General features: G+C 73.4%; 19 protein-coding genes and 1 pseudogene. 9 read left to right on the forward strand and 11 right to left on the reverse strand.

Annotation, left to right across the window (positions count from 1 at the left end; all coding sequences use genetic code 11):
- Positions 1-39: 39 nt before the first annotated feature.
- Together ACZ6CZ_RS19495 and ACZ6CZ_RS19500 are read left to right on the forward strand one after the other, a co-directional pair.
- A complete protein-coding gene (locus ACZ6CZ_RS19495; RefSeq protein WP_469022440.1) occupies positions 40-297 on the forward strand; it encodes a DUF5133 domain-containing protein in 258 nt (85 codons plus the stop codon).
- Between the two features lie 150 nt (positions 298-447).
- A complete protein-coding gene (locus ACZ6CZ_RS19500) occupies positions 448-1,368 on the forward strand; it encodes an SGNH/GDSL hydrolase family protein (RefSeq protein ID WP_469022443.1) in 921 nt (306 codons plus the stop codon).
- An 89-nt stretch (positions 1,369-1,457) separates the two neighbouring features.
- Here ACZ6CZ_RS19500 and pgm read toward each other — a convergent pair whose 3' ends face one another.
- Positions 1,458-3,098 carry a phosphoglucomutase (alpha-D-glucose-1,6-bisphosphate-dependent) gene (pgm, locus tag ACZ6CZ_RS19505; RefSeq protein ID WP_469022445.1) on the reverse strand — a complete coding sequence of 547 codons (1,641 nt, stop codon included), beginning with the start codon at positions 3,096-3,098 and terminating at the stop codon, positions 1,458-1,460.
- Positions 3,099-3,379: 281 nt separating this feature from the next.
- Between pgm and ACZ6CZ_RS19510 the strand changes: the two genes are divergently transcribed.
- The 4 genes from ACZ6CZ_RS19510 (at position 3,380) to ACZ6CZ_RS19525 (ending at position 6,853) form a co-directional block, all read left to right on the forward strand.
- Positions 3,380-4,558 carry an MFS transporter gene (locus ACZ6CZ_RS19510; RefSeq protein ID WP_469022447.1) on the forward strand — a complete coding sequence of 393 codons (1,179 nt, stop codon included), beginning with the start codon at positions 3,380-3,382 and terminating at the stop codon, positions 4,556-4,558.
- Between the two features lie 149 nt (positions 4,559-4,707).
- Positions 4,708-5,316 carry a DUF4328 domain-containing protein gene (locus ACZ6CZ_RS19515; RefSeq protein ID WP_469022450.1) on the forward strand — a complete coding sequence of 203 codons (609 nt, stop codon included), beginning with the start codon at positions 4,708-4,710 and terminating at the stop codon, positions 5,314-5,316.
- Between the two features lie 172 nt (positions 5,317-5,488).
- Positions 5,489-6,532 carry an L-glyceraldehyde 3-phosphate reductase gene (gene mgrA / locus ACZ6CZ_RS19520; RefSeq protein ID WP_469022452.1) on the forward strand — a complete coding sequence of 348 codons (1,044 nt, stop codon included), beginning with the start codon at positions 5,489-5,491 and terminating at the stop codon, positions 6,530-6,532.
- Between the two features lie 147 nt (positions 6,533-6,679).
- Positions 6,680-6,853, forward strand: a complete 174-nt coding sequence (locus ACZ6CZ_RS19525; protein ID WP_469022455.1) for a hypothetical protein — start codon at positions 6,680-6,682, stop codon at positions 6,851-6,853.
- Between the two features lie 4 nt (positions 6,854-6,857).
- On the opposite strand, the gene ACZ6CZ_RS19530 is transcribed toward ACZ6CZ_RS19525, so the two are convergent.
- Both ACZ6CZ_RS19530 and ACZ6CZ_RS19535 read right to left on the reverse strand, forming a co-directional pair.
- A complete protein-coding gene (locus tag ACZ6CZ_RS19530; RefSeq protein ID WP_351365370.1) occupies positions 6,858-7,034 on the reverse strand; it encodes a hypothetical protein in 177 nt (58 codons plus the stop codon).
- Between the two features lie 125 nt (positions 7,035-7,159).
- On the reverse strand, positions 7,160-9,529 hold the full coding sequence (locus ACZ6CZ_RS19535) for a glycoside hydrolase family 65 protein (protein WP_469022458.1): 2,370 nt from the start codon (positions 9,527-9,529) through the stop codon (positions 7,160-7,162).
- A 149-nt stretch (positions 9,530-9,678) separates the two neighbouring features.
- On the opposite strand from ACZ6CZ_RS19535, the gene ACZ6CZ_RS19540 reads away from it, so the two are divergent.
- Together ACZ6CZ_RS19540 and ACZ6CZ_RS19545 are read left to right on the forward strand one after the other, a co-directional pair.
- Entirely contained in the window at positions 9,679-9,852 is a 174-nt protein-coding gene (locus ACZ6CZ_RS19540) for a CsbD family protein (protein ID WP_469022460.1), read from the forward strand.
- A gap of 383 nt (positions 9,853-10,235) precedes the next feature.
- On the forward strand, positions 10,236-10,682 hold the full coding sequence (locus tag ACZ6CZ_RS19545) for an ATP-binding protein (RefSeq protein WP_469022463.1): 447 nt from the start codon (positions 10,236-10,238) through the stop codon (positions 10,680-10,682).
- 99 nt (positions 10,683-10,781) lie between these two features.
- On the opposite strand, the gene ACZ6CZ_RS19550 is transcribed toward ACZ6CZ_RS19545, so the two are convergent.
- From ACZ6CZ_RS19550 to ACZ6CZ_RS19580, 7 genes are all read right to left on the reverse strand, one after another.
- Positions 10,782-11,651 (reverse strand): PhzF family phenazine biosynthesis protein, encoded by an 870-nt coding sequence (locus tag ACZ6CZ_RS19550; protein WP_469022466.1) that lies wholly within the window; start codon positions 11,649-11,651, stop codon positions 10,782-10,784.
- A gap of 2 nt (positions 11,652-11,653) precedes the next feature.
- On the reverse strand, positions 11,654-14,170 hold the full coding sequence (locus ACZ6CZ_RS19555) for a GAF domain-containing SpoIIE family protein phosphatase (protein ID WP_469022469.1): 2,517 nt from the start codon (positions 14,168-14,170) through the stop codon (positions 11,654-11,656).
- A 37-nt stretch (positions 14,171-14,207) separates the two neighbouring features.
- Complete coding sequence (locus ACZ6CZ_RS19560; RefSeq protein WP_469022472.1) at positions 14,208-18,482, reverse strand: HAMP domain-containing protein; 4,275 nt, start codon at positions 18,480-18,482, stop codon at positions 14,208-14,210.
- Between the two features lie 683 nt (positions 18,483-19,165).
- A complete protein-coding gene (locus ACZ6CZ_RS19565) occupies positions 19,166-20,173 on the reverse strand; it encodes an MASE1 domain-containing protein (protein ID WP_469022475.1) in 1,008 nt (335 codons plus the stop codon).
- A 51-nt stretch (positions 20,174-20,224) separates the two neighbouring features.
- Positions 20,225-21,079 carry a PP2C family protein-serine/threonine phosphatase gene (locus ACZ6CZ_RS19570; protein ID WP_469022478.1) on the reverse strand — a complete coding sequence of 285 codons (855 nt, stop codon included), beginning with the start codon at positions 21,077-21,079 and terminating at the stop codon, positions 20,225-20,227.
- 142 nt (positions 21,080-21,221) lie between these two features.
- A complete protein-coding gene (locus ACZ6CZ_RS19575; RefSeq protein WP_469022481.1) occupies positions 21,222-21,551 on the reverse strand; it encodes a hypothetical protein in 330 nt (109 codons plus the stop codon).
- Between the two features lie 110 nt (positions 21,552-21,661).
- Positions 21,662-22,867 (reverse strand): hypothetical protein, encoded by a 1,206-nt coding sequence (locus tag ACZ6CZ_RS19580; protein ID WP_469022484.1) that lies wholly within the window; start codon positions 22,865-22,867, stop codon positions 21,662-21,664.
- A 153-nt stretch (positions 22,868-23,020) separates the two neighbouring features.
- Here ACZ6CZ_RS19580 and ACZ6CZ_RS19585 point away from each other — a divergent pair, with 153 nt between their 5' ends.
- On the forward strand, positions 23,021-24,475 hold the full coding sequence (locus ACZ6CZ_RS19585; protein ID WP_469022486.1) for a glyceraldehyde-3-phosphate dehydrogenase: 1,455 nt from the start codon (positions 23,021-23,023) through the stop codon (positions 24,473-24,475).
- An 86-nt stretch (positions 24,476-24,561) separates the two neighbouring features.
- Here the strand turns inward: ACZ6CZ_RS19585 and ACZ6CZ_RS19590 are convergent.
- Positions 24,562-25,512: pseudogene (locus ACZ6CZ_RS19590) on the reverse strand (LysR family transcriptional regulator); the annotation flags it as partial.
- Between the last annotated feature and the right edge of the window lie 220 nt (positions 25,513-25,732).

Consider the following 25,732-nt stretch of genomic DNA (forward strand, 5'->3'; position numbering starts at 1 on the left):
CTTTGTCGCACCGAGGCATCGCACCAGGGAGGGCATTCCATGCTGATGGCGCACCCCGCCGTACTGACCGACCTGATCGCCCAGTACGAGGCGCTGACGCTGCTCGGGGCCGACGACAGCACCCCCGAGGTCCAGCAGCGGCTGGCCGACGTCTCCTACACCCTGTGCGTGGCCACCGGTACCCGGGACGTCGACATGGCGCTCATCGCCGCGCGCCACCGCCTCTCCGGTGCCCGGCCCGAGGACGACTCCCTCCTCCAGGTGCAGGAGGCCGCGCCCGCGGCGACCGCCGCCTGATCCGGGTTCCCCCTCCCCGGCCGCGCAGTTGGTCGCGTCCCGCTTATGGCCCCGGCGACCTACTGGACGGTATACAAGCCACGTGAACGCGCGAACCGCCGCCTCGGTGCGGCGGTTTCGTGCGCCGGAGAGCGATCAGGGGTGGGATTCATGGCGAACGGCAGCGCACGACCGGCCAGAACGACCGCGGGCCACGCACGGGCGGTCGCGCTCGCGGCGGCGCTGGGCGGTTGCGCCCTGGTCGCGGCGTCCACGGTGCCCGCCGCGGCGCAGACCCACCGGCACGGCCACGAGGCGGCCTACGTGGCCCTCGGGGACTCCTACACCTCGGGCCCCGGCATTCCGGGGCAGGTGGACGCGAACTGTGCCCGCTCCGACCACAATTACCCCTCGCTCGTCGCGGCGGCGACCGGGGTCACGGCGTTCAAGGACGTCAGCTGCGGCGGCGCCACCACCGAGGAGATGTGGAAGGCGCAGGGCACCAACGGCCCCCAGCTGGACGCGCTGCGCCGGGACACCGACCTGGTGACCCTCCAGATCGGCGGCAACGACATCGGCTTCGGCACCATCATCGGCACCTGTGCCCGCCTCGGCGTCCAGGACCCGGCCGGCAACCCGTGCCAGCGCTACTACTCCTCCTCCGGCTACGACCGGCTGACGCTCGCCGTCGCCCAGGCCGCCCCGAAGGTCGACCGGGTGCTGCGGGCCGTGCACGCCCGGTCGCCGCACGCGCGTGTCCTCGTCGTCGGCTATCCCGACCTGCTGCCCGACGACGGCAGCGGCTGCTTCCCCGCGGTGCCCTTCGGCGCCCAGGACTTCCCCTATCTGCGGGACACCGGCAAGCGGCTGAACCTGATGCTGCGCGCGGTGGCCGCGTGGAACCACGCGGAGTACGTCGACACCTACGGGCCCACCCGCGGACACGACATGTGCAAGGCTCCCGCGGACCGCTGGATCGAGCCGCTTCAGCCGGCCTCCCCCGCCGCCCCCGCCCACCCCAACGCCAAGGGCGAGCAGGCCATGGCCGGTGCCGTGCTGGAGCGCCTGGACGGAGGGCGGGGACGCGGCTGAGCCCGGTACCGGGCCCGGCCGCGTCCCACCGCGTCCCACCGCTGCCCCGGCGGTGACCAAGGTGCCCGGGCGGGGGCCAGGTGGTGGGCTCAGCCGCTGAGCGCGGCCGCGACCACCGCCTTGGCCTCCTCCTGGACCCGGGCGAGGTGGTCGGGCCCCTGGAACGACTCGGCGTACACCTTGTAGACGTCCTCGGTTCCCGAGGGCCGGGCCGCGAACCAGGCGCTGTCCGTGGTCACCTTGATCCCGCCGATGGCCGCCCCGTTGCCGGGAGCCTCGGTGAGGACGGCGGTCACCGGGTCGCCCGCCAGGGTGTCCGCGGTGACCTGCGCCGGAGAGAGCTTCGCCAGCAGGGCCTTCTCGGCGCGCGAGGCCGGCGCGTCGATCCGGGCGTAGGCGGGGGCGCCGAAACGCGCGGTCAGGTCGGCGTAGTGCTGGGACGGTGTGCGGCCGGTGACGGCCGTGATCTCGGAGGCGAGCAGGGCCAGGATGATGCCGTCCTTGTCGGTCGTCCACACCGAGCCGTCCCGGCGCAGGAACGACGCGCCCGCCGACTCCTCGCCGCCGAAGCCGAGGTCGCCGCTGACCAGCCCGTCCACGAACCACTTGAAGCCGACCGGCACCTCGACCAGCCGGCGGCCCAGGTCGGCGGCGACGCGGTCGATCATCGTGGAGGACACCAGCGTCTTGCCGACGCCCGCCCCGGCGGGCCACTGCTCGCGGTGGCCGAAGAGGTAGGAGATGGCCACGGCGAGGTAGTGGTTGGGGTTCATCAGGCCCGCGTCCGGGGTGACGATGCCGTGCCGGTCGGCGTCGGCGTCGTTGCCGGTGGCGATGGCGAAGCGGTCGCGCTGCTCGATGAGCGAGGCCATCGCGTACGGCGACGAGCAGTCCATGCGGATCTGGCCGTCCCAGTCGAGCGTCATGAACCGCCAGGCGGGATCGGTGTGCGGGTTGACGACGGTCAGGTCGAGCCGGTGCGTCTCGGCGATCCGGCCCCAGTAGGCGACGGACGCCCCGCCCAGCGGGTCGGCGCCGATGCGCACACCGGCCGCGCGGACCGCGTCCAGATCGAGCACGCTCGGCAGGTCGTCGACGTAGGTGCCCAGGAAGTCGTACCGCTCGGTGGTGTCGGCGGCCAGGGCACGGGCGTACGGCACCCGCCGGACGTCCTTCAGGCCCCCGGCGATGATCTGGTTGGCCCGGTCCTGGATCCAGGAGGTCGCGTCGGAGGCCGCGGGGCCGCCGCTCGGCGGGTTGTACTTGAAGCCGCCGTCGGCCGGCGGGTTGTGCGACGGGGTGACCACCACACCGTCCGCGAGGCCGGTGCTGCGGCCCCGGTTGTGGGTGAGGATGGCGTGGGAGACGGCCGGGGTCGGGGTGTAGCCGTCCGCGCTGTCGATGCGCACCGTCACGGAGTTGGCGGCGAACACCTCCAGCGCGGTCACCTTCGCGGGCTCCGACAGCGCGTGCGTGTCGGCGCCCAGGAAGAGCGGGCCGTCGGTGCCCTGACCGGCCCGGTATTCGCAGATGGCCTGGCTGGTGGCGGCGATGTGGTCCTCGTTGAACGCGCTCGCCAGTGACGAACCCCGGTGGCCCGAGGTTCCGAACGCCACCCGCTGCGCCGGCTCGCCGGGGTCCGGGTGCAGCGCGTAGTACGCCGTGACCAGCCGGGCAACGTCGACAAGGTCCTCGGGACCGGCCGGCCTGCCTGCTCGCTCGTGCGGCATGAGTCCGTTCCTCCGCATCGGTTGATCGATCACTCGACGCCTTATCTTTCCCCGTCATCGCCGACGAACGCGAGTGCGCCGCCCGCACACGCGGCCACGGCACGCGCGGGGCGGTGCCGCGGACGGCGCCCGGTGGGTACACAAGGGGTGTGAGGGACCGATGAGCCGGGTGGCCGCGGCCGGCCGCGCGGCGGAGAGAGGTACGTATGAGTGACCGCGGCGCGCCCACCCGTGCGCGAAGGGCCCGGCGGGGCACGCCGGCGGGCCCGGTGAGGCCGCCCTTGCGGGCGCCGCGCGCGGTGGCGTTCTGGCTGGTGGCGGCATCGTTCTTCGTGACCATGCTCGGCACCACGCTGCCGACCCCGCTGTACGTGCGCTACGAGCAGCAGATGGGTTTCTCCACACTGGTGGGCACGGTGGTCTTCGCCGCCTACGCGGTCGGGGTGCTCGCCGCGCTGCTGCTGTTCGGCCGGGTCTCCGACGTCATCGGACGGCGCTCGACCCTGCTGCCGGGGCTGGTCTGCGCCATGCTCAGCGCGGTCGTCTTCCTGTTCGCCCGTGATCTGGCCCTGCTGCTCGTGGGACGGGTGCTGTCGGGGCTGTCCGCGGGCGTCTTCACCGGTACGGCGACCGCGACCCTGGTCGATCTGGCCGACCGGCGTGCGGCCGGACGGGCGACGCTGGTGGGCACGGTGGCCAACATGGGCGGCCTGGGCGCGGGCCCGCTGCTCGCGGGGGCGCTCGTCCAGCTGGCGCCCGACCCGCTGCGGCTGCCCTTCGCCGTGCACCTGACGCTGCTGGTCCTCGTCGCGGCCGGGGTGTGGCTGATCCCCGAGACGGTGACCGGCCGGGGCGGGCGCAAGCCGCGTCCGGCCTGGCCGCGGGTGCCCCGCGCGGTGCGCGGCACCTTCGTACGGGCGTCCATCGCCGGGTTCGCGGGGTTCGCGGTGCTCGGTCTGTTCACCGCGGTCGCCCCGTCGTTCCTCGGCGAGCTGCTCGGGCTGCACGGTCCGGCGCTGTCGGGGGCGGTCGTCTGCACCGTGTTCGCCGCCTCCACCCTGGGCCAGATCGTCCTGGTACGGCCCTTGGGGGCGGTCGCGCTGCCCGTCGGCTGCGTCCTGCTCATCATGGGGATGGGCGTGCTCGCCTGGGGCCTGGCGGCCGGTTCCCTCGCCCTGCTGATCACCGCCGGAGTGGTGGCCGGTCTCGGGCAGGGCACCGCGTTCCGGGCGGGCCTGACGGCGGTCAACGCGGAAGCGCCCGGCGATCAGCGGGCGGAGATCGCCTCGACGTTCTTCCTGGTCCTTTACGTGGCGATCTCCCTGCCCGTGGTGGGGGTGGGCCTGGCCGCCGAGACACTGGGGCTGCGCACGGCCGGGATCGGGTTCAGCTGCGCGGTCGCCCTGCTGGCGGCGTGCGCGCTCGCGGCGCTGCTGCGCAGGGGGCGCCGCGAGGACTGAGGACCGCCGGGCGCACCGGCTGTCCTATGATCCACTCGCTCTGCGTTCGCCGGGTATCCGCGTATCCGCCTGCCGTCCCGTCCCGTCCAGTCCCGTCCCCGCCCTCCGGCCGCCCGGCGCGTGCCCGGCCCTCCAGAAACAGGCCTCCCGTGACGAAGTCCGACACCAGCACGCCCCGGATATCCGCCCGCTGCGCCCAGGGCGCGATAGCCGCGGCGGCCGTCGCCGAGGTCGTCCGGGGCGTGGCCGAGCACAACCACCACGCCCACCCCGATGACTCGTCCTGGCACGCCTACGGACTCGCCTCGGAGGTGTCCGTGAACCTGATGGTGCTCACGGCCGTGGTCTTCCTGGTCTGGTTCACCCGCTCCCGGCGCACCGCGCAGGCCCTCTCCCCCGGCGCCGTCACCTGGTCCGGCGCCTGGGCCGTCCTCGCCTGGCTGATCCCCGTCGTGAACCTGTGGGCGCCGCGCCGGCTCCTGCTCGACGTCCAGGCGGCGAGCGCACGCGGCACCGCGCGGGAGGCCCCCGGCAGCGGTCTGGTGAACGCCTGGTGGGCCGCCTGGGCCGGTCACGTCCTGGTCGGCACGGTGGGCAGCCTCGCGGGGGCGGCCGGTTCCCTGCCCCTGCTCGTGGTGTCGCAGGCGCTGAACATCGCGGCGGCGGTCCTCGTGCTCCGCGTCATCCAGCGCATCACGGCCCTCCAGGACACCGCGGCCCGCACCGCCGCACCGACGGAGCCGCTCGCCTCGGTCTGAGGGCGCGGCGAACGGCGAGCGACTTGGGGCGGACGGCGAGCGGCGATTCAGCATCGCGGCCGCTCAATCCCATCCGCCCTGACGGTTGGACTTACCGATCAGGCAGGCGCAGGGTGGACGGGCCCCGCCGTTTTGGCGGGCACCCTGGACAGCACGACCCGGAGAGAATTCGATGACCCACGCCGCGGACCCCCAGCGCTACGACGGCCGCATGCGCTACCGGCGCACCGGCCGGTCGGGACTGGACCTGCCCGTCCTCTCCCTCGGCTACTGGCACAACTTCGGTGACGACCGCTCCTTCGAGACCCAGCGCGACATCGCCCTGCGCGCCTTCGACCTCGGGATCACCCACCACGACCTGGCCAACAACTACGGCCCGCCGTACGGGTCCGCCGAGATCAACTTCGGGCGCCTGCTGAAGCAGGACCTCGCCCCCTACCGCGACGAGCTGGTGATCTCCACCAAGGCCGGCTGGGACATGTGGCCCGGCCCCTACGGGCAGGGCGGCGGCTCCCGCAAGTACCTGCTCGCCTCGCTGGACCAGTCGCTGCGGCGGACGGGCCTGGACTACGTGGACATCTTCTACTCCCACCGGCTCGACGCGAGCACGCCGCTGGAGGAGACGATGGGCGCGCTCGACACCGCGGTCCGCCAGGGCAAGGCCCTGTACGTGGGCATCTCCTCCTACGACGCCGAACGCAGCCGGGAGGCCGCCGCCATCCTGCGCGAGCTGGGCACCCCGCTGCTGATCCACCAGCCGTCGTACAGCATGCTCAACCGCTGGATCGAGACCGACGGCCTGCTGGACGCCGCCCGGGACGAGGGCTTCGGCGTCATCGGGTTCACGGCGCTGGCGCAGGGGCTGCTCACCGGGCGCTACCTCGACGGTGTGCCCGGCGACTCCCGGGCCGCGCGGGGCACGTCCTTCGACCCGGGCTGGCTGACGGACGACATGCGGGAACGGCTGCGCGCGCTCGACGGCGTCGCGGCCCGGCGCGGGCAGACCCTGGCGCAGCTGGCCCTGGCCTGGGCGCTGCGCGACGAGCGGGTCACCTCGCTGGTGATCGGCGCCTCGCGCACCGAGCAGCTGGAGCAGAACGTGGCCGCGCTGGACAACCTCGACTTCAGCGCCGAGGAGCTGGCGGAGATCGACCGGTACGCCACGGACGGCGGCGTCGACCTCTGGCGGGACGCCCGCCTGGGAACGCTCGGCTGACGAGGGTCCTGTCAGGTCCGGGCCGGCCGGCGGACGGGGCCTGATGCCAGCCGATGCGACCGAATGTGACCCAGGTCACTGTCGTAAATGAAAAATCAGACATAATGGACGTCATCCGGACCGCGACTTCGAGGAGCCGCTCACCGCATGGCGCATGGAGCCCACCCGAGCCCCTTTCCGCCTCCCCACGCCGACCTGGCACTCGCCCGTGACTGCGGGCAGTGCCTGGGCTGGGGAACCGTCGTCACCCGCGACGGCGAACACGACCTGTGTCCCGCCTGCCAGCCGGGGGGTGACGACGGCAGCCCCGCCTCCCGCTGAGCGCTCAGCGTCTGCGGCCGCGCACCGCCCAGCCGCTGCCTATCCCCGCCACGTGCAGGGCGAGCAGCGCCAGCCCTATGAGCATGAAGTTCGTCGAGGTGAAGGTGTCGTTCGTCGAGATGTCGGCCGCGTTGATCAGAAAGGCGATGAAGAACAGAACCGCGGAGATGATCGCCAGCATGTGGCTTTTCCCTTTCGCTCACTTGAACCGTCGCGTACGTGCCCTCCGCATGCCCCCGACGCGCCCGGCCACACGGGCGCGCTCCCATCCGTGTGCCGCGACGGCCCGGGGCGCCCGGGAGGGCGTCAGTCCGGCAGCCGCAGCCGGGACGTCTCCCCCGGTGACAGGGCCACCGTGCGGTCGGGCAGCTGGAGTTCGACCGGCCCGAGGTCGGACGGCGGCACCGTCACCTCGAGCTGCCCGTGCTCCAGCTCAAGCCGTACGCCCCAGTGGCCCTGGTAGTGCAGCGTGAAGCAGTAGGACGACAGTTCCGGCAGCGGCACCGGGTCGAGCCGGAGCGTGCCCTGACGGGTCTCCAGGCCGGTCAGTCCGCGCTGGACGAGGTCGAGCGTGCCGGCCATGGCGCCCAGGTGGATGCCCTCGCCGGTGGTCCCGCCCTGGATGTCGGCGATGTCCCCGCGCAGCGCCTCCTGCACGAAGAACCAGGCATCCGCCCGGCGGGCCCGGGCCAGCACCCAGCCGTGCACCAGTCCGCTCAGCGTCGAGCCGTGGGACGTGCGCCGCAGGTAGTGGTCGACGGTCGCCAGCCAGGTCTCCTCGTCGAGGCGCACGCCCAGCCTGCCGAACAGCGAGCGCAGTTCGGCCGGTGAGAAGAGGTAGCCGAGCATGAGCACGTCGGCCTGTTTCGAGGCCCGGTAGCGGTTGACCGTGTCGCCCTCCGCCTCCAGGATCCGGTCCAGCCGCCGGATGTCCCCGTACCGCTCGCGGTAGTGGTCCCAGTCCAGCTCGGCGAGGTCGCCGTAGCCCTCGAACTGGCTGATGACACCGTCGTGGAAGGGCACGTGCAGGGTGCGGGAGACCTCCTCCCAGCGCTCCAGCTCGGTGTCGTCCAGCCGGGTGCGCTCGACCAGTTCCCGCCGGCGCGGCTCGGGCAGCGCGCGCAGCACGTGCAGGGTGCGGGCGAGCACCCAGGCCGCGGTGACGTTGGTGTACGCGTTGTCGTCCAGGCCGGGTGCGGCGGCGCCGGGGTAGGCGTCGTGGTACTCGTCCGGACCGACCACGCCCCGGATGCGGTGCCGGCCCAGCCGGGTGTCGTACTCGGCGGAGTCCGCCCAGAAACGGGCGATCTGCAACAGCATCTCGGCGCCCTTGGTGTGCAGGAACTCGGCGTCGTCGCTGGCCTCGCAGTAGCGCCAGACGTTGTAGGCCACCGCCGATCCGACGTGCCGCTGGAGCCGGGAGTGGTCCGGCAGCCAGCGGCCCGACAGGGGGTTGAGGTGCAGCTCCTGCGTCTCCTCGCGGCCGTCGCTGCCGCTCTGCCACGGGTACAGGGCGCCGCGCCGGCCGATGGCGCGGGCCGAGGCGCAGGCCCGTTCCAGACGGCGGTGGCGGTAGTGCAGCAGGGCCCGGGACACCTCGGGGAAGTGCAGGTTGAGGTAGGGCAGGACGAACAGCTCGTCCCAGAAGACATGGCCGCGGTAGGCCTCCCCGTGCAGGCCCCGGGCGGGTACGCCGACGTCGAGGTCGGCGGTGTGCGGGGAGAGCGTCTGCAGCACGTGGAAGAGGTGCAGACGCAGCACCCGGCCCGCCTCACCCGGCACGTCCAGCTCGGCCCGGCGCCACAGCTGCGCCCAGGCCGTGGTGTGCGACCGCAGCAGTTCCTCGAAGCCGGGCGCGGCGGCCACCCGGTCGACCGCCGCGCACAGCGGATCGCTGATCGCGGGGTCGCGGGAGGTGTGCAGGGCGACGGTCTTGTCGACGGTGACGGTACGGCCCGGCGTCAGCACCGGCCGCAGGTGCTGGACGGCGCGCCACGGCTCGCGCGGGTCCGACACCGGCGTGTCGGTGGTGAGCCGGGCCGCCATGCCGATCACGGTGCCGGAAGTCCGGGTACGGCAGCGCAACCACACCGTGTCCTCCGCGGCGCTGCCGGTGCCCACCTGGGTGAGGTGGCGGCCGTCGAGGTCGCGGTAGCGGGCCACCCCGGAGTTGGTGACCCCGGCGTCCAGCGCGGCCTCGACCTCCAGGACGGCGGCGAAGCCCTCGGCGGTGAACTCGGTGCGCAGTGCGGCCAGGTGGGGGTCGGCCATGTGGACGACACGCTGCTGGCGGACGAGCAGCGCGCGATCCCCGCCGAGACGGAAGCGGGTGCGGCGCTCCAGCACGCCCGTCTCCAGGTGCAGTGTCTGCCGGTGGTCGAGGACGTCCGCGGTGTCCGGGGTCAGCCAGTCCCCGCCGTCGGTGCGGAAGCGCAGCGGCAGCCAGTTCGGCAGGTTGACCAGGTCCTCGTTCTGGACGCTGCGCCCCACGACCCGCGAGGTCAGGCGGTTGTAGCAGCCGGCCGCGTAGGTGCCCGGGTGGTGCGCGGTGTCCGCGTCGCACTCGGGCAGCGCCCCCCGGGTGGCCATGTAGCCGTTGCCGAGGGTGCACAGCGACTCGCGCAGCCGCTCCTCGGCCGGCGTGTAGCCGTCGTACTCCCAGGTCCAGCCCGTCACCGCGGCGGTCTCCCTTCCATCCGGCCAGTGTCCCCCGGTGCGGGGCCGTCGGCACGGCCGCGACCGCGGGGCGCCCGGTGTTTAGGGCACGGCACAGTGGCTAACCGGTGGGTGGACCACCACGCCGATACGTTGGGAAGTGACACCCCATGGCAGGCAACCAGAAGGCCAAGGGCAAGGTCGAGCAGGCCAAGGGCAAGGCCAAGGAGGCCGTCGGCCGCAGCGCGGGCAACGAGAGCATGGAGGCCGAGGGGCGTCTGGAAGGCGCCAAGGGCGACGCCCGGCAGGCCAAGGAGAAGGCGAAGGACATCTTCCGCCGCTGAGTGGGTCCGCGCGTCCGCACGGCACCTGACCGACACCCGGGGTGGGCCGGGGAACCTTCGTCCGACCGGAGACCGTCCGGGCCCGGCCGCAGGATTCCCGGACCCGCCCCGAGCCGTTTCCCGGCACCGGGCCGCTGCCCTGCTCACCTCACCGGGGCTCCTGCCCTGCTCGCGTCACCTGGCCCGGGCGGCCGCGACCGGCGCCGCCTTGCCCGGGTATCCTGCCGGTGCCCGCGGGCCGCCGGACACCAGGGGGACGGCAACCGGAGGAATCCTGGCCGCGTCCCTTTGACCGGCGGCGCGATGGGTAACCGGCAAGTGGACAGGACGACCCTCCGTGACCACAGGAAGGCGCCGGCATCCCCCAAGCAAAGGGCAGGAGCATGGACATCCCTCTAGGGCAGCACACGACACGGGTCCGCCCCGCGGCCTTGCGCTACTCCCGCTTCTGGGACACCGAGGTGCCCCGGCTCGCCGAGGCCCGGGACGCCGTGGGCACGCTGCTCACCCGCGCCGGGAGGGCCTTCGACCGGCGGACCGTCCAGGACGCCCAGCTGGTGGTCAGCGAACTCGTCACCAACGCCCTCAAGCACGCCCCCGGCCCGTGCGGGCTGCTGCTGGAGCTGGCCAGGGACACCACCGCCCTGCGCGTCACCGTCACCGACACCTCCCCCGAGCTGCCCCGGCTGCGGCCCGCCGATCCCCAGCGCGTCGGCGGGCACGGGCTGCGGCTGGTGCACCTGCTCTGCACCCACCTGGAGGCCATCAGCATGCCGGGCGGCAAACGGGTGACGGCGACCCTCGCCCTCGCGGGCCGGCCGTCCGCCTGATCCGGGTGGCCGCCTGACGCCTGACCGCGCCGGACAGCCCCGGCCTCATGCGCGGATCGCGAATCGCGGATCGCGGAAGAGGACGGGCCGGTCGCCGCCTCAGGGTTCGTCGCGGATCACCGCCAACCCGCCGACCCGGGTCGTGATGCCCGCCGACCCGCGCCGGGCCGAAGCCAGCACGCTCGCCGGTCGGCCGAGGGTGTCGCCCTGCTCCACCTCGATCGCGACCGTCCGCGCCCCTGTGGAATCGAGCAGGTGGGCGGCCAGGCAGCCGGTGCTGTTGGCGTTGGCGACGTCCTCGTCGACACCGATCGCCGGCGCGAACATCCGCGCGACGCCCGGCCGGTCGCCCACCGGCGGTACGTACACGAAACAGCCGAGGAGCCCGTACCGCCGGCACGCCGCCGTCAGCCTGCCGAGGTGTGGGCGGACTCGGAACAGCGCCGGCCGGTCGTGGACCGGTACCAGCATGCGTGGTGTGCCGGGCGCGGCGATCCGGGGCGCGTCGGTCGGATGCGGATCGTCCGCGGTGAGCCCGAGCGCGGCGACGACCGCGGCGCGCTCGTCCGGTGCCGGGTGGCGCAGCGCGACGAGGCCCTGGTCGAACCACACCTCGATGCCGGCCGGGCGGCGGATCGCGACGGTGCCGAACGTGCGCCCGCCGGTGTGCTGGCGGTCGTTCAGCTCGCCCAGCGCGGTGCGGGCCAACCGGACGGCCTGCGCGGCGACGGTGCCGTGGCCGCAGCCGGACAGTTCGGCGGTGGCGGTGAAGAACCGGACCGGCCGGCCACCGTCCGGCGTCCGCCCCGGGCCGAGGAACGCCGCGTGCGAGGTGCCGGCCGCGGCGGCGACCGCACGCCGGTCCGCGTCCGTCGCCGCCGGGTCGTCGTCGGTGACGGACGTGGGGCTGCCGCCCCGGCCGTCGCGCCGCACACACGCGTCGACCACCGTGACATCCGGCCAGGACATCCCTAGCCGACCCGGATGCCCACGATGCAGGTGTCGTCGTCGGTGTCCGAGCGGCTGTAGGTGAGCAGCCGGTCCAGCTGGTGGTCCAGCGTGCTGGGCGCGGTGCCCGCGGTGGACAGCAGGTGGGACAGGGACTCCTCCACCGAGCGGTCCCGGCGTTCGATGAGCCCGTCCGTGTACATCAGCAGGGTGTCTCCCCTGGCCAGCTGCAGCTCGGTCTCCTCGTACACCGCCTCCGGTACGGCCCCCAGCAGCAGCCCCTTGAGGACGGGCAGCGCGGTGGCCTCCGCGTCCCGGACCAGCACCGGCGGCAGGTGGCCCGCCCGGGCCCAGCGCAGGGTGCGCTGCTCGCCGTCGTACAGGCCGCAGACCGCGGTGGCGGTGACGGCGCCGGTCAGGTGGTGCGCCACGATGTTCAGCCAGGACAGCAGCTGCCCCGGCCCGGCGCCCGTCACGGCCAGGCCGCGCAGCGCGTTGCGCAGGACGACCATGCTGGTGGCCGCCTCGATGCCGTGCCCGGCGACGTCCCCGACGCACAGCAGCACCTGTCCGGAGGGCAGGTGCACGGCGTCGTACCAGTCGCCGCCGACCAGCTGCTCGGTCTCGGCCGGCCGGTAGCGCACCGCGATCTGCAGCTCCGGCACCCGCAGCGGCGCCTGCGTCGGCGGCATGATGGCGTGCTGGAGCTGGAGGGCGAGCCGGTTGCGCTCGGCGGCCTGCTGTTCGGTGTGGGCCAGCTGGTCGCGGGTGGCGGCGAGGGCGACCTCGGTCCAGTGCTGCGAGGAGATGTCCTGGTAGGCGCCCCGGACACCGAACAGCTGGCCGTCGGTGTCCAGGACAGGCTCGGCCACCACCCGGATGTGCCGGGTGACGCCGTCCGGACGCAGCAGGCGGAACGCGGCGGACGACGGGCGCCGCTGGTGCAGCAGGGCGCGCAGGAAGCGGCGGATGGTGGTGGCGTCGTCGGGGTGGGCGTGCGCGGGCAGCTCCTCCAGCGCGACCGGGACGCTGGTGGGCGGGCGGCCGTAGAGGCTGAACAGCTGGCCGTTCCAGGTGATCTCGCCGGTCAGCAGGTTCTCCTCGAAACCGCCGATCCGGCCGAGGCGCTGGGCGTGCTGGAGCAGGCTGGCCAGGCGGGCCGTCTCGTCCTCGATGCGCCAGATCAGCAGGACGCTGGAGCCGTGCCGGCTGACGCTGATGTCGGCGACGGCGGAGAGCGGGACCTGGTCCACGAGCGCGGTGAGCCTTATGCGGCGGGCGCGGAACGGCTCGCCGGTGGCGAACACCCGCTCGACCCGCTGGAACAACTCGCTCTCCCCGGCGGCCATCGGGTACGCCTCCAGCAGCAGGGCGCCGTTGACGACCGCGCGGGAGCGGCCCGCCGGGTCCAGGAAGCGGCTGTTGACGTGCTGGATGCGGAAGTCGACGAGCCGGCCGCCGGCGTCCAGGTGCGGCACGAGGACCAGCGCCGGGTCGTGCAGGCCGTCCGCGAGGTCCATCAGCTCCTGCGCGTCGGGCAGGATGCGCGGCTCCTGCGGCAGGTCGCGCGGCAGGATGTAGGACTCCAGGGTGTGCGCGCACAGCTCGGCGAGCGCCTCCACCTGGCGGACCACCTGCGGCGGCTGCGGCCCCTCGGGCGCCGGCCAGGCGATCTCCAGCACCCCGTGGATGCGGCCGCCGGCGCCCGCGGGCACGGCGACCCGGGCGCCCTCGGGGTGCTGGCGGCGGCCGATGGTGGGCAGGCCCGAGTCGGCGAGGGACGGCAGCCACTGCCCGGCGGGCTCGGTCAGGCCGCGCCGCGCGACGGTGGCCACGTCCGGGGGGACGTAACGCCAGCGGGCCGCCTCGGACGGTTCGAAACCGGCGCTGCCGGCCAGGGTCAACGAGCCGTCGGAGCCGGCCGCCCAGATGGCCACGGCGACGGCCCCCAGCGGGCGCAGGGCGTGCTGGAGCAGCGAGTCGGCCACGGCCTGGGTGTCGCCGGCCGCGCCGGCCGCCAGAGCGCCGCTCTCGGCCGCGCGCAGCCGTACGGCGGCGGATTCCGCGTCGGCGTCCGCCGCCTCCGCCGCGGCGGCTTCCGCGGCCTCGGCCTCGGCGGTCGCCGCGAGGAAGGCCTCGGCCACCTCGGACATCCGGTCCCGGGCGGCCTGGTTGATGACGTCGACCGCGAACTCCAGCGGGGTCGCCCCGGCCTGCTCGGCGAGTTCGGTGAGCTGGCGGGCGGCCTGCGCCGGGCCGCAGCCGAGGCGCTCGACGAGGATGCCCTTGGCCAGCTCGACCAGCGCCCGCCCCTCGGCCTCGGCCTGGGCCGCCCGCACCTCGCGGCGCAGCCGGTCGACGGTCGCGGCGAGCCGGCCGACGGGCGACGTGGCCGGGACGCCGGGCACGTCACCCGGCGCCCGGGCCTCGACCTCGGCGTCGGACGGGGTCTCGGCCTCGGCGTCGGACGGGGCCGCGGCGGCGGGTGCGGGCGGCGGTGTGCCGTCCGCCGGGTCGGTCGACTGCTCGTGCTGGTTCACCGTGTGTCAGCTCCTCGGCCGGCGTGCGGGGGCGTCCTCATGCGGGCAGCCAGCGCCGTACGCAGGCGATGAGGTCGTCGGTGTCCACGGGCTTGGTGACGTAGTCGCTGGCACCGGAGGCGATGCTCTTCTCCCGGTCGCCCTGCATCGCCTTGGCGGTCACCGCGATGACGGGCAGGTCGGCGTACTGGGGCATCTTGCGGATCTCGGCCGTGGCCGTGTACCCGTCCATCTCGGGCATCATCACGTCCATCAGCACGAGCGCCACCTCGGGGTTGTTCACCAGCGTCTCGATGCCCTTGCGGCCGTTCTCGGCGTGCAGGACCCGGAAGCCGTGCAGTTCGAGGATGCCGCTGAGCGCGAACAGGTTGCGGGCGTCGTCGTCGACGACGAGGACGGTACGGCCCTGGACGCCGTCGAGCGGCTGCATCGCCAGGCGCTGCGGTTCCTCGCCGCGGACCAGGGAGAGCACGTCTCCCGGTTCCTCGGCGGACAGGTGCAGGGCGATGCGCTCGCGCAGCTCGTCCAGGCTGTACAGGTACTCCAGCGATCCGCCCGCGGTGCCGGAGCGGGCCGCCTCGTCGGCGACGTGCTCGGTGCGGTGCGCGCTGTGCACCAGGACCGGGACGCTGGTCAGGGCCGAGTCGCCGCGCAGGGCCTCCAGGAACACGGACGACTCCGCGTCCTGCACGCCGAGTTCGACGACGACGCAGTGGCAGGGCTCGGCGGCCAGCGCCCCGGCCGCCTCCTGCGCGCCGACCGCGGTGATGATGTCGACCGGTGTCCCGGACTGGCCGTCGCCGCGGCCGTGCGCGAGGTCGCGGACCACGCTCTCGGCGACCAGGGTGAGCAGGCCGCGCGGGCGCTCCTCGACCACCAGCAGCCGTCGCGGGCGCTCCCGCTTGAGGGTGATGAGCATGCCCTCCGGTTCCCGCTCGGCCGGCACCACGGTGCCGGCCGGCTCCGGGAGCTTCGGCGCGGGCCGGCCGCCGCGCAGCAGTTCCTCGAAGTCCGGGCGGGCGACGGGCAGGTACAGGGTGAAGGTGCTGCCCTTGCCGGGGGTGCTGTCCACGGTGACGGCACCGCCGAGCAGGTGGGCGATCTCCCGGGTGATGGACAGGCCGAGGCCGGTGCCGCCGTACTTGCGGCTGGTCGTGCCGTCCGCCTGCTGGAAGGCGCCGAAGATCGTCTCCCGCTGCTGCTCGGGGATGCCGATGCCGGTGTCGCGCACGTGGAAGGCGACGATGGTGCCGCCCCGGACCACGCCCGGGGGCACCTCGTCGTCGAGGGCGGGTTCGATGCGCAGGAGGACGCTGCCCTGCTCGGTGAACTTCACCGCGTTGGACAGCAGGTTGCGCAGGATCTGCCGCAGCCGGGAGTCGTCGGTGAGCAGGTCGGCGGGGGCGCCGGGGGCGGTGGAGACCGTGAAGTCCAGGCTCTTCTGCGAGGTCATCGGCCGGAAGGTGGCCTCGACGTAGTCGATGAGCTGCCGCAGCGACACGCGCTCCGGCGTCACGTCCATCTTTCCGGCCTCGACCTTCGACAGGTCCAGGATGTCGTTGATCAGTTGCAGCAGGTCCGAGCCGGCGGAGTGGATGATGCCCGCGTACTCGACCTGCTTCGGGGTGAGGTTGCGCGAGGGGTTCTGCGCCAGCAGCTGGGCGAGGATCAGCAGGCTGTTCAGCGGGGTCCGCAGCTCGTGGCTCATGTTCGCCAGGAACTCGGACTTGTACTTCGAGGCCAGCGACAGCTGCTGGGCGCGGGCCTCCAGTTCCTGTCTGGCCTGCTCGATCTGCAGGTTCTTCGCCTCGATGTCCCGGTTCTGCTCGGCGAGCAGCGAGGCCTTCTCCTCCAGTTCGGCGTTGGAGCTCTGCAATTCCTCCTGGCGGGCCTGCAACTCGGCGGACCGGGCCTGGAGTTCGGTGGTCAGCCGCTGAGACTCCTCCAGCAGCTCGTCGGTGCGGGCGTTGGCGACGATGGTGTTGACGTTGACGCCGATGGTCTCCACGAGCTGTTCGAGGAAGTCACGCTGGATCTGGGTGAACGCGGTCACCGCGGCCAGTTCGATGACGCCGAGGACCTGCTCCTCGAAGACGATGGGGAGCAGCAGCAGCGCGCAGGGCTCCACCTGTCCGAGTCCGGAGGAGATGGTGACGTAGCCGGGCGGCAGGTCGTCGACGGCGATGGTGCGGCGGCTGCGCGCGGCCTGGCCGACCAGCGAGCGGCCGAAGGGGATGCGGTCGGGCCGGGTGTCGCCGTCGGGCCGGCCGTAGGAGCCGACGAGCCGCAGCTCGGGTCCGGCGGTGCCGTCCTCGGCGAGGTAGAAGGCGCCGTACTGGGCCGACACCTGCGGCACCAGCTCGTCCATGATCAGTTCGGCGACGACGGGCAGGTCGCGGTGGCCCTGCATGAGGCCGGAGATCCGGGCGAGGTTGGTCTTGAGCCAGTCCTGCTCCTGGTTGGCGAGCGTGGTCTCGCGCAGGGACCCCACCATGGAGTTGATGTTGTCCTTCAGCTCGGCGACCTCGCCGGACGCCTCCACGGTGATCGAGCGGGTCAGGTCGCCCTCGGCGACGGCGCTGGTGACCTCGGCGATCGCCCGCACCTGGCGGGTCAGGTTCCCGGCCAGCTCGTTGACGTTCTCGGTGAGGCGCTTCCAGGTGCCGGAGACGCCCTCCACCTCGGCCTGGCCGCCGAGGCGGCCCTCGGTGCCGACCTCGCGGGCGACGCGGGTGACCTCGTCGGCGAACGCGGAGAGCTGGTCCACCATCGTGTTGATGGTCGTCTTCAGCTCCAGGATCTCGCCCCGGGCGTCGACGTCGATCTTCTTCGACAGGTCGCCCTTGGCCACGGCGGTCGTCACCAGCGCGATGTTGCGCACCTGGCCGGTGAGGTTGTTGGCCATGGAGTTGACGTTGTCGGTGAGGTCCTTCCAGGTGCCGGCCACGTTGGGCACGTGCGCCTGACCGCCCAGGCGGCCCTCGGTGCCCACCTCGCGGGCGACGCGGGTGACCTCGTCGGCGAACGCGGACAGCGTGTCGACCATGGTGTTGATGACGTCGGCGAGCGCGGCGACCTCGCCCTTGGCCTCGACGGTGATCTTCTGCGACAGGTCGCCCTTGGCGACGGCGGTGGCCACCTGGGCGATGGAGCGGACCTGGCCGGTGAGGTTGGAGGCCATCACGTTGACGTTGTCGGTGAGGTCCTTCCAGGTGCCCGAGACCCCGCGGACCTGTGCCTGGCCGCCGAGGTTGCCGGCCGTGCCGACCTCGCGGGCCACGCGGGTCACCTCGTCGGCGAACGCGGACAGCTGGTCCACCATCGTGTTGATGGTGTTCTTCAGCTCCAGGATCTCGCCGCGGGCGTCCACGGTGATCTTCTGCGACAGGTCGCCCTGGGCCACCGCCGTCGCCACCTGGGCGACGTTGCGGACCTGGTCGGTGAGGTTGCCCGCCATGAAGTTCACGGAGTCGGTCAGGTCGCGCCAGGTGCCCTTGACGCCCTTGACGTCGGCCTGGCCGCCCAGGCGGCCCTCGGTGCCGACCTCGCGGGCGACGCGGGTGACCTCGTCGGCGAACGCGGAGAGCTGGTCCACCATCGTGTTGATGGTGGACTTCAGCTCCAGGATCTCGCCGCGGGCGTCCACGGTGATCTTCTGCGACAGGTCGCCCTGGGCGACGGCGGTGGTCACCTGGGCGATGGAGCGGACCTGGCTGGTGAGGTTGCCTGCCATGTGGTTCACGGAGTCGGTCAGGTCGCGCCAGACGCCGGCGACGCCGGGCACCTGGGCCTGGCCGCCCAGGCGTCCCTCGCTGCCGACCTCGCGGGCGACGCGGGTCACCTCGTCGGCGAAGGCGGACAGCTGGTCGACCATCGTGTTGACGGTCTCCTTCAGCTGGAGGATCTCGCCGCGCGCCGGCACGTCGATCTTCTGCGACAGGTCGCCCTTGGCGACAGCCGTGGCCACCTGGGCGATGTCACGGACCTGTGTGGTGAGGTTCCCCGCCATCGCGTTCACCGAGTCGGTCAGGTCGGCCCAGGTCCCCGAGACGCCGGGCACCTCCGCCTGCCCGCCGAGCGTGCCCTCGGTGCCGACCTCGCGGGCCACCCTGGTGACCTCGGAGGTGAACACCGACAGCTGGTCGACCATGCCGTTGAAGACGGTCGCGATGTCTCCCATGAGACCGTCGGCGTCGTCGGGCAGACGCGTCCCGAAGTCGCCGTCGCGTACGGCTGTCAGCCCTGCCAGGAGCCGCCGGAGTTCGTGGTCTCCCGGGACCACGTCGGTCGCCTCGGTCGTCTTGCCGGCCATGCCCACCCTCGTTCCGCTCCCCAGGAGCCCTCGGGCGAGGGCTCGGAACCGTGCCGGGAGCCCCATGCGTGCCCGGCGTTACGTGTGTGCATTTCCGCAGTTCACGGATTTGCGAGATGAGAAATACGCCGCAGGCTAACCCACGTGTGGCACGCGGGACAAAGCATCCGGTCAAGTACCGAGCATCACCGAAAACACCTCGGCGCGGGAGGTGTGGAGTGCGAGAAGGGGGGTAGCGGAAGGATTTTGGCCATCGTGCGCAGTCGTCCGCCGTCACCGCCCGTGCGCCCCGGCAGGCCGGGTCACCTCCTGCGCCCGCCGGACGGCCGCCTCGACCACACCGGACCCGAGCCGGCCGGCCGCGTCCACCAGGCGCGGATCGCGCAGCACGGCGCGGTACGGGGGACGCGCCGGCGCACGTCGGCACCCGCCGTCGTGCCTACTGGCTCCGCCGTGCCCGGCGTCCCTGCCGTGTCCATCGCGCCGGTGCCCGCTGCCGTGCGGGCCGCTCCGGCCGCCGGTCGCCCCGATGCCCGTTCCGGCGCCGTCCGCTGTTCCATGCCGCCCTGTCCCTCCGGCTCCGCCGGGCCCGCCCCCCGGGCCTCGCGGTCCGGCCCGTCGTCTCTCGGTGCCCCCGCGGGCCGTCCGACACGTGCGGGCGGGGCGGGGCGGCCCGGGTGCGGTCAGGGCGGCTGCGGCCGCGGGTCGTCCTGGTCCGTGGGCGGGCGGCCGGGCGGGGCGTCCCCGGCGGTGAGGTGCTCCAGGACCTCGACGAGTTCCTGGCAGGCCAGCTCGACCGAGCGCCGGGTGTTGCGCTGCTCGGTGATGACGGCCGACAACAGCAGCGCCGTCAGGGCCAGCGCGCCGTTGAACGCCTGGAGCTTGGTCATGACCTCGACGTGGCTCAGCCCGTGGAACGCGCCCTCGCCCCGGGTGGCCGCGACGGTGACGACGACGGAGGTCACCAGCGCGCACGTCATGCTGCCGGCCAGCTGGAAGCGCAGCGCCACCCAGATCAGCAGCGGGTAGACGAGGAAGAGGCTGCTGAGCGTGCTGTACGCGGCGAGCGGGATGACGCAGCAGGCGACGACGGCCAGCGCGACGGCCTCCTTCCAGCGGCCGAGCGGCAGCGGGCGGCGTGCCCGGTACAGCATCAGCAGGATCGGCGTGACGATGAGGACGCCCATCGCGTCGCCCACCCACCAGGCGAGCCAGACCGGCCAGAAGCCCGACCCGGCGAGTCTGCCGGTGATGACGAGGAGCCCGACGCCGAAGGTCGCGCTGATCAGCATGGCGGTGAAGGCCCCGAGGAAGACCAGCGCGAGACCGTCCCGCAGGCGCCCGAGGTCGGTGCGGAAACCCGCCCGGCGCAGCAGCAGCACCGCGCACACCGGGGCGAGGGTGCTGCCGGCGACGATGCCGGCGGTGTCGGCGCCCGGTGAGGTGAGGTACAGGACGACGAGCAGCTGGCCGAGGGAGACGCCGGGCCAGCAGCGCAGCCCGAGGATCAGCAGACAGGCCACCGCGACGCCGGTCGGCGGCCAGATCGGTGTCACCACGGCGCCCTCGACGACGAGCCGGCGCAGCAGGCCGAGCCGCCCGGCCGCGTAGTAGCAGGCGGCGACGGCCAGTGCCTGGAGGACGCGGACGCCCGTCCGGCGCAGATCCTGGGGAGCCACCACAGCAGCCATCTCACACCGTCGTGGCCGCATCGGCCAGGCGGGGAGCGGTCGGTGCGGCGCTCAGGGCGCGATGCCGGGACCGTCGTGCCCGAGGCTGCCGGGGCCGTCGTGGCCGACGACGAGGACGGCGGCGTCGTCCTCGTGTCCCACGCTCTCGGCGCCCTTGATGACGGCGGCGGCGAGCGCGTGCGCCTCCAGGCCCGCGACGGCGGCGATGCCCGCGAGGCGGACCACCTGGTCGAGTCCGTCCTCGACGCTCAGCGCGGGCCCCTCCACCACCCCGTCGGTGAGCAGGACGAACACACCGCCGGTGGTGAGCCGGTGCCGGGCCACCGGGTACCGCATGCCGGTGGCGATGCCGAGCGGCGGGCCGCCCTCGTCCTCGGCGATGCCGGACCTGCCGTCGGCGGTCGCCCAGACGAAGGGGATGTGCCCGGCCCGGGCGCTCTCCAGGATGCCGGTGGCCGGATCGAGCCGCATGAAGGTGCAGGTGGCGAAGAGGTCGCTGCCCAGGGAGAGCAGCAGTTCGCTGGTCCGGCCGAGGAGTTCGCCGGGCTCGCCGGTGACGGTGGCCAGGGCGCGCAGACCGGCGCGGACCTGTCCCATGAAGGCGGCGGCCTCGATGTTGTGCCCCTGGACGTCTCCGATGCACAGCCCGATCCGGCCGTCGTGCATGGTGAACGCGTCGTACCAGTCGCCGCCCACGTTGAGGCCGTGGCAGGCGGGTGCGTAGCGGACGGCCAGGTGCAGTCCGGGGGCGGCGGGCAGGTCGGGGGGCAGCATGCCGCGCTGGAGGGCGATGGCCAGCTCGACCTTGGAGCGCTGGAGCTCCGCGCGTTCGCGGGCCTGGGCGGTGAGCGAGCCGAGGCGGGCCAGCAGCTCGTCGCCGTCCTGCGTCGATCGCTTGCGGGGCATCGGTCACTCCGGCTGGGCGGTAACCCTTTCGGGCGAAACGCCTCAATCTTACCGTTGTGCGATGATCTCGCCTCGAGGCGCCGGCCGGGACGACCGGGGCCCGGCCCCTCGAGGCCGGGCCCCGGCGGTCAGTCGGTGCCGGTCAGCCGGCGTCGGAATCGGAGTCGATGCCGGTGATCACCGCAGGACCCAGCGGCGCCCTGTTCTCGTCGAGGCCCGCGTCCCGCAGCGCCGAGTCCGCGAGCTGCCGCGCGTCCTGCTCGGCCTGGGGCCCGGTGTCCGCCTCGACGGTCAGCCGGATGGTGAAGGTGTGGTCCTCGTTGACGGTGAGCACGTCGAGGTCCTCCGTGGTGCCCATCCGCGTGCTGTGCGGATCGGCCGGCCGCAGCGCCCGGCCCAGCCGCGCTCGCACGTCGTCCCCGATGCCGCCGCCGGTGAAGGTACCGGGCACGCTGATCACGTAGGTCGTCATGTCGATCCTTTCCTCGGACGTGTGTCACGTACCCCGTTTCCCGGGGCTGAGTGGTGCCGGTGCCGCCGGGGCGCCGGCTCCCCGCTCCCCTCCCCCGCCGGCCGCGGCGCTCACAGCGGGGAGTGGGCCACCACGGTCAGGTAGGCGCCGAACAGCAGTGACACCACCGTCAGCGCACCGCTGACCAGCAGCGCCTGGGCCCGCCGGACGCGCCAGGCGCGGGTGAGCGCGCGGGCCACCGGGATCAGCAGCGGGAACGCCGGCAGCAGGAAGCGCGGCTTGGACGAGAACGAGCCCGAGGTGGCGACCACCAGCAGCACCAGGACGCCCGCGAAGGCCACCAGGGCCAGCGGGGCCCGGTCCAGGCACAGCAGCCCGAACAGCAGGACGCCCACCGCGACCGTCAGCAGGGCCACCGGGTAGACGACGCCACCGCCGTGCAGGAACAGGGCCCTCAGGAAGCGCAGGGAACCGGCGCCGAGGTCGAGGCGCGAGTCCCACGCCTCCTGCACCCGCAGATAGCCCCGCAGGAGGTCGCCCGTCCGCCACCCGACCCACAGCACGTGGGCCGGCCAGCCCAGCGGCGCAAGCAGCACACCGGCCCACAGGGCGGCCGGGACGCGCCCGCGCAGCCGTACGGCCTCGTGGGCCGCCGCGCAGCCGACGGCGACCGCCACCGCGAAGCCGCTCGGCCGGGCCAGCCCGGCCAGCGCGGCGAGCACGCCCGCCCACAGCCAGCGGCGCCGCAGCACGGCGTACAGGGACCAGACGGCGAGGGCGGCGAACAGGGACTCGGTGTAGGCGAGCGTCAGCACGATCGCGTGCGGCAGCGCGGCCCACAGGACGACCAGCGCGGTGGCGGTGGCGCGGCCGTAGAGGTGGTGGCCGACGACGTAGACGCCGTACGCCGCGCTCCCGGCGGCGGCGAAGGCGACGAGCAGCGCGGCGGCGCCCGGGGTGAGCGGCAGCACGGTGGTCAGGGTCCGGATCAGGCCGGGATACAGGGGGAAGAACGCCCAGTCGCTCTGCACGGCGCCGGCGGGGGAGATCCAGATCAGGTGGCCGTAGCCGTGGGTGGCGATGTGCAGGTACCAGCGGGAGTCCCAGGAGTGGGCCAGGTTCCCGGCCGCCGGCCGGCCGGTGAGGTGGTTCGCCGCGACGACGACGGCGATCCCGGCGAGGCGGACGGCCCCGAACAGGGCGAGGGCACGCCAGACGCCGGGCGGCCCTCCGCGCGCCGGGCGCGGCTCGCCGGCGCCGCGGACGGGAAGGTGCGGGGCGGTGGATCCGGACCGGGGTACCGAGGACGTACTCACCGTCCGACCTTGGGCTGCCCTGGTGGGCGCCGCAATCGGGGACAGGCGTTTGCCCCGTCGTTCCGCCCGGTTGCAGCACCGGACACCCCCCGGGAGGGACCCGGACATCATCCGGTTAGCATATGAGCGCTGCCTAGCTCGAAAGATAGATCTGTGACTGTCAACGACGACTCGTTCACCAACTGGAAGAACCGCGAGGAGATCGCGGAGTCGATGATCCCGATCATCGGGAAGCTGCACCGTGAGCGGGACGTCACCGTCCTGCTGCACAGCCGCTCCTTGGTGAACAAGTCGGTGGTCAGCATCCTCAAGACGCACCGCTTCGCCCGGCAGATCGCCGGTGCGGAACTCTCCGTCACCGAGACCCTGCCGTTCCTCCAGGCCCTGACCACCCTCGACCTCGGGCCCTCCCAGATCGACCTGGGCATGCTCGCCGCGACCTACAAGGCCGACGACCGCGGCCTGTCCGTCGCCGAGTTCACCGCCGAGGCGGTGGCCGGCGCCACCGGGGCCAACAAGATCGACCGCCGCGAGCCCCGGGACGTCGTCCTCTACGGCTTCGGCCGCATCGGCCGCCTCGTCGCCCGGCTGCTCATCGAGAAGTCCGGCTCCGGCAACGGGCTGCGGCTGCGCGCCGTCGTCGTCCGCGGCGGCGGGGGCCGGGCCGCCGACGATCTCGTCAAGCGCGCCTCGCTGCTGCGCCGCGACTCCATCCACGGCCAGTTCCAGGGCACGATCACCGTCGACGAGGCGGCCGGCACGATCGTCGCCAACGGCAACGCCATCAAGGTGATCTACGCCGACGACCCGAGCGCGGTGGACTACACCGAGTACGGCATCAAGAACGCCATCCTGATCGACAACACCGGCAACTGGCGCGACCGCGAGGGCCTGTCCAAGCACCTGCGCCCCGGCGTCGACAAGGTCGTCCTCACCGCGCCCGGCAAGGGTGACGTCCCGAACATCGTGCACGGCGTCAACCACGACACGATCAAGCCGGACGAGCGGATCCTGTCCTGCGCCTCCTGCACCACCAACGCGATCGTCCCGCCGCTGAAGGCGATGGCGGACGAGTACGGCGTGCTGCGCGGCCACGTGGAGACCGTCCACTCGTTCACCAACGACCAGAACCTGCTGGACAACTACCACAAGGCCGAGCGCCGCGGCCGTTCCGCGCCGCTCAACATGGTCATCACCGAGACCGGTGCCGCCTCCGCCGTGGCGAAGGCGCTGCCCGACCTCAAGGCGAAGATCACCGGCAGTTCCGTCCGGGTCCCGGTGCCGGACGTGTCGATCGCGATCCTCAACCTCCAGCTGGCCCGCGAGACGTGCCGCGAGGACGTCCTGGACTACCTGCGCGAGGTGTCGCTGACCTCGCCGCTCAAGCGCCAGATCGACTTCATCACGGCGCCCGACGCGGTCTCCAGCGACTTCATCGGCTCCCGCCACGCCTCGATCGTCGACGCCGGCGCGCTCAAGGTCGACGGCGACAACGCCATCCTCTACCTCTGGTACGACAACGAGTTCGGCTACTCCTGCCAGGTCGTGCGTGTCGTGCAGCACGTGTCCGGGGTGGAGTACCCGACGTACCCGGCGACGGCCGTCTGAGCCGCCCTCCGGCGCCCCGCGCGACGCCGCCGACCGCTCCCCGGTCGGCGGCGTCTTGCGTCGCACCGCGCCGTGCCCCAGGCGCCGGCCAGGCTCCAGGTGCGCGAGGCCCAGGTGCGCAGGTGCGGGGAGTGCGCGGCGAGATCGCGGTAGGCGTCGGTGGCGGACTGGTGCAGCGCGTCCACCACGTCGTCGCCCACCGCGTCCGGCCGCCAGGCGAGCACGTACCGGCACCACAGCGGGGCCCCGGCCAGCGGCTTGACCACCACGTGCGGGATCGGCCGCAGCGTCGGCTGGACGAGGGAGACGCCGAGGCCGTCGGCGATCATGCTCTGCAACTGCGTCTGGTCGCCGAGGAACTCGTGCACGGTCACCGGGCTGAACCCGGCCGCGGCGCAGGCGTCGTGGAAGACGCCCGGCCAGCCGGCCCCGTCGTCCGGCGTCACGAACCACGGGTCACCGGCCAGGTCGGCGAGCGCCACCTGCGGGCAGGACCGGAGCCGGTGCCCGGACGGCAGGGCCACGAACGTGGGCTCGGTGACGATCCCGCGGTGCCGCACCGCGGCCGAGTGCCTCAGCTCCATGCCCGGATAGTCGGCGGCGATGGCCGCGTCCACCGCTCCCTCCTCCAGCAGCTCCACGATCCGCGACGAGGCGTAGACGCTGCTCACGGCGAGGGTCAGCTCCGGCATCCGGGCGCGGGTCCGCGACAGGGTGCCGGAGAGCACGGGCGAGTTGGTGGCCGCCACGCGCAGGGTGCGCCGTTCGCGGTCGCCGCCGGCCGCCGGGCGGTGCCCGATCGCCGCCGCGCGGGCCAGCACGTCCCGTGCCTGGGCGACGACCTCGGCGCCGTACGGGGTCGGCCGCGTGCCCGCCGCCCCGCGCTCGAAGAGGGGCTCGCCCAGGAAGCGTTCGATGCGCCGCAGCTGGGTGCTGACGGCGGGCTGCGCGTACCCGAGCTGCGCGGCGGCCCGGCCGACACTGCCGGTGTCGGCGATCGCGCACAGCACCCGCAGGTGCCGAAGCTCCAGCTCCATTCCGTCTCCTTCCCGGTGCCCACGGACCGGCGCCCGCGCGGGGTGTCCGTGGCCGGGCGCGCAGGAAGCGTTCCACCACGTCGCCGGGGACACAAGTCGCGCCCGCAGGTCAGGGCGGCGCCCCGGCCGGGCGGCCGACAGGGATGTCCCCGCTCCCTAAAGCCTTTAGGCTTTCGCTGAAGACGTTCGGGTGGAGCCGGCAGGAGCCGGGACGAGGGGA

Source organism: Streptomyces sp. NPDC041135 (genome assembly GCF_055592085.1).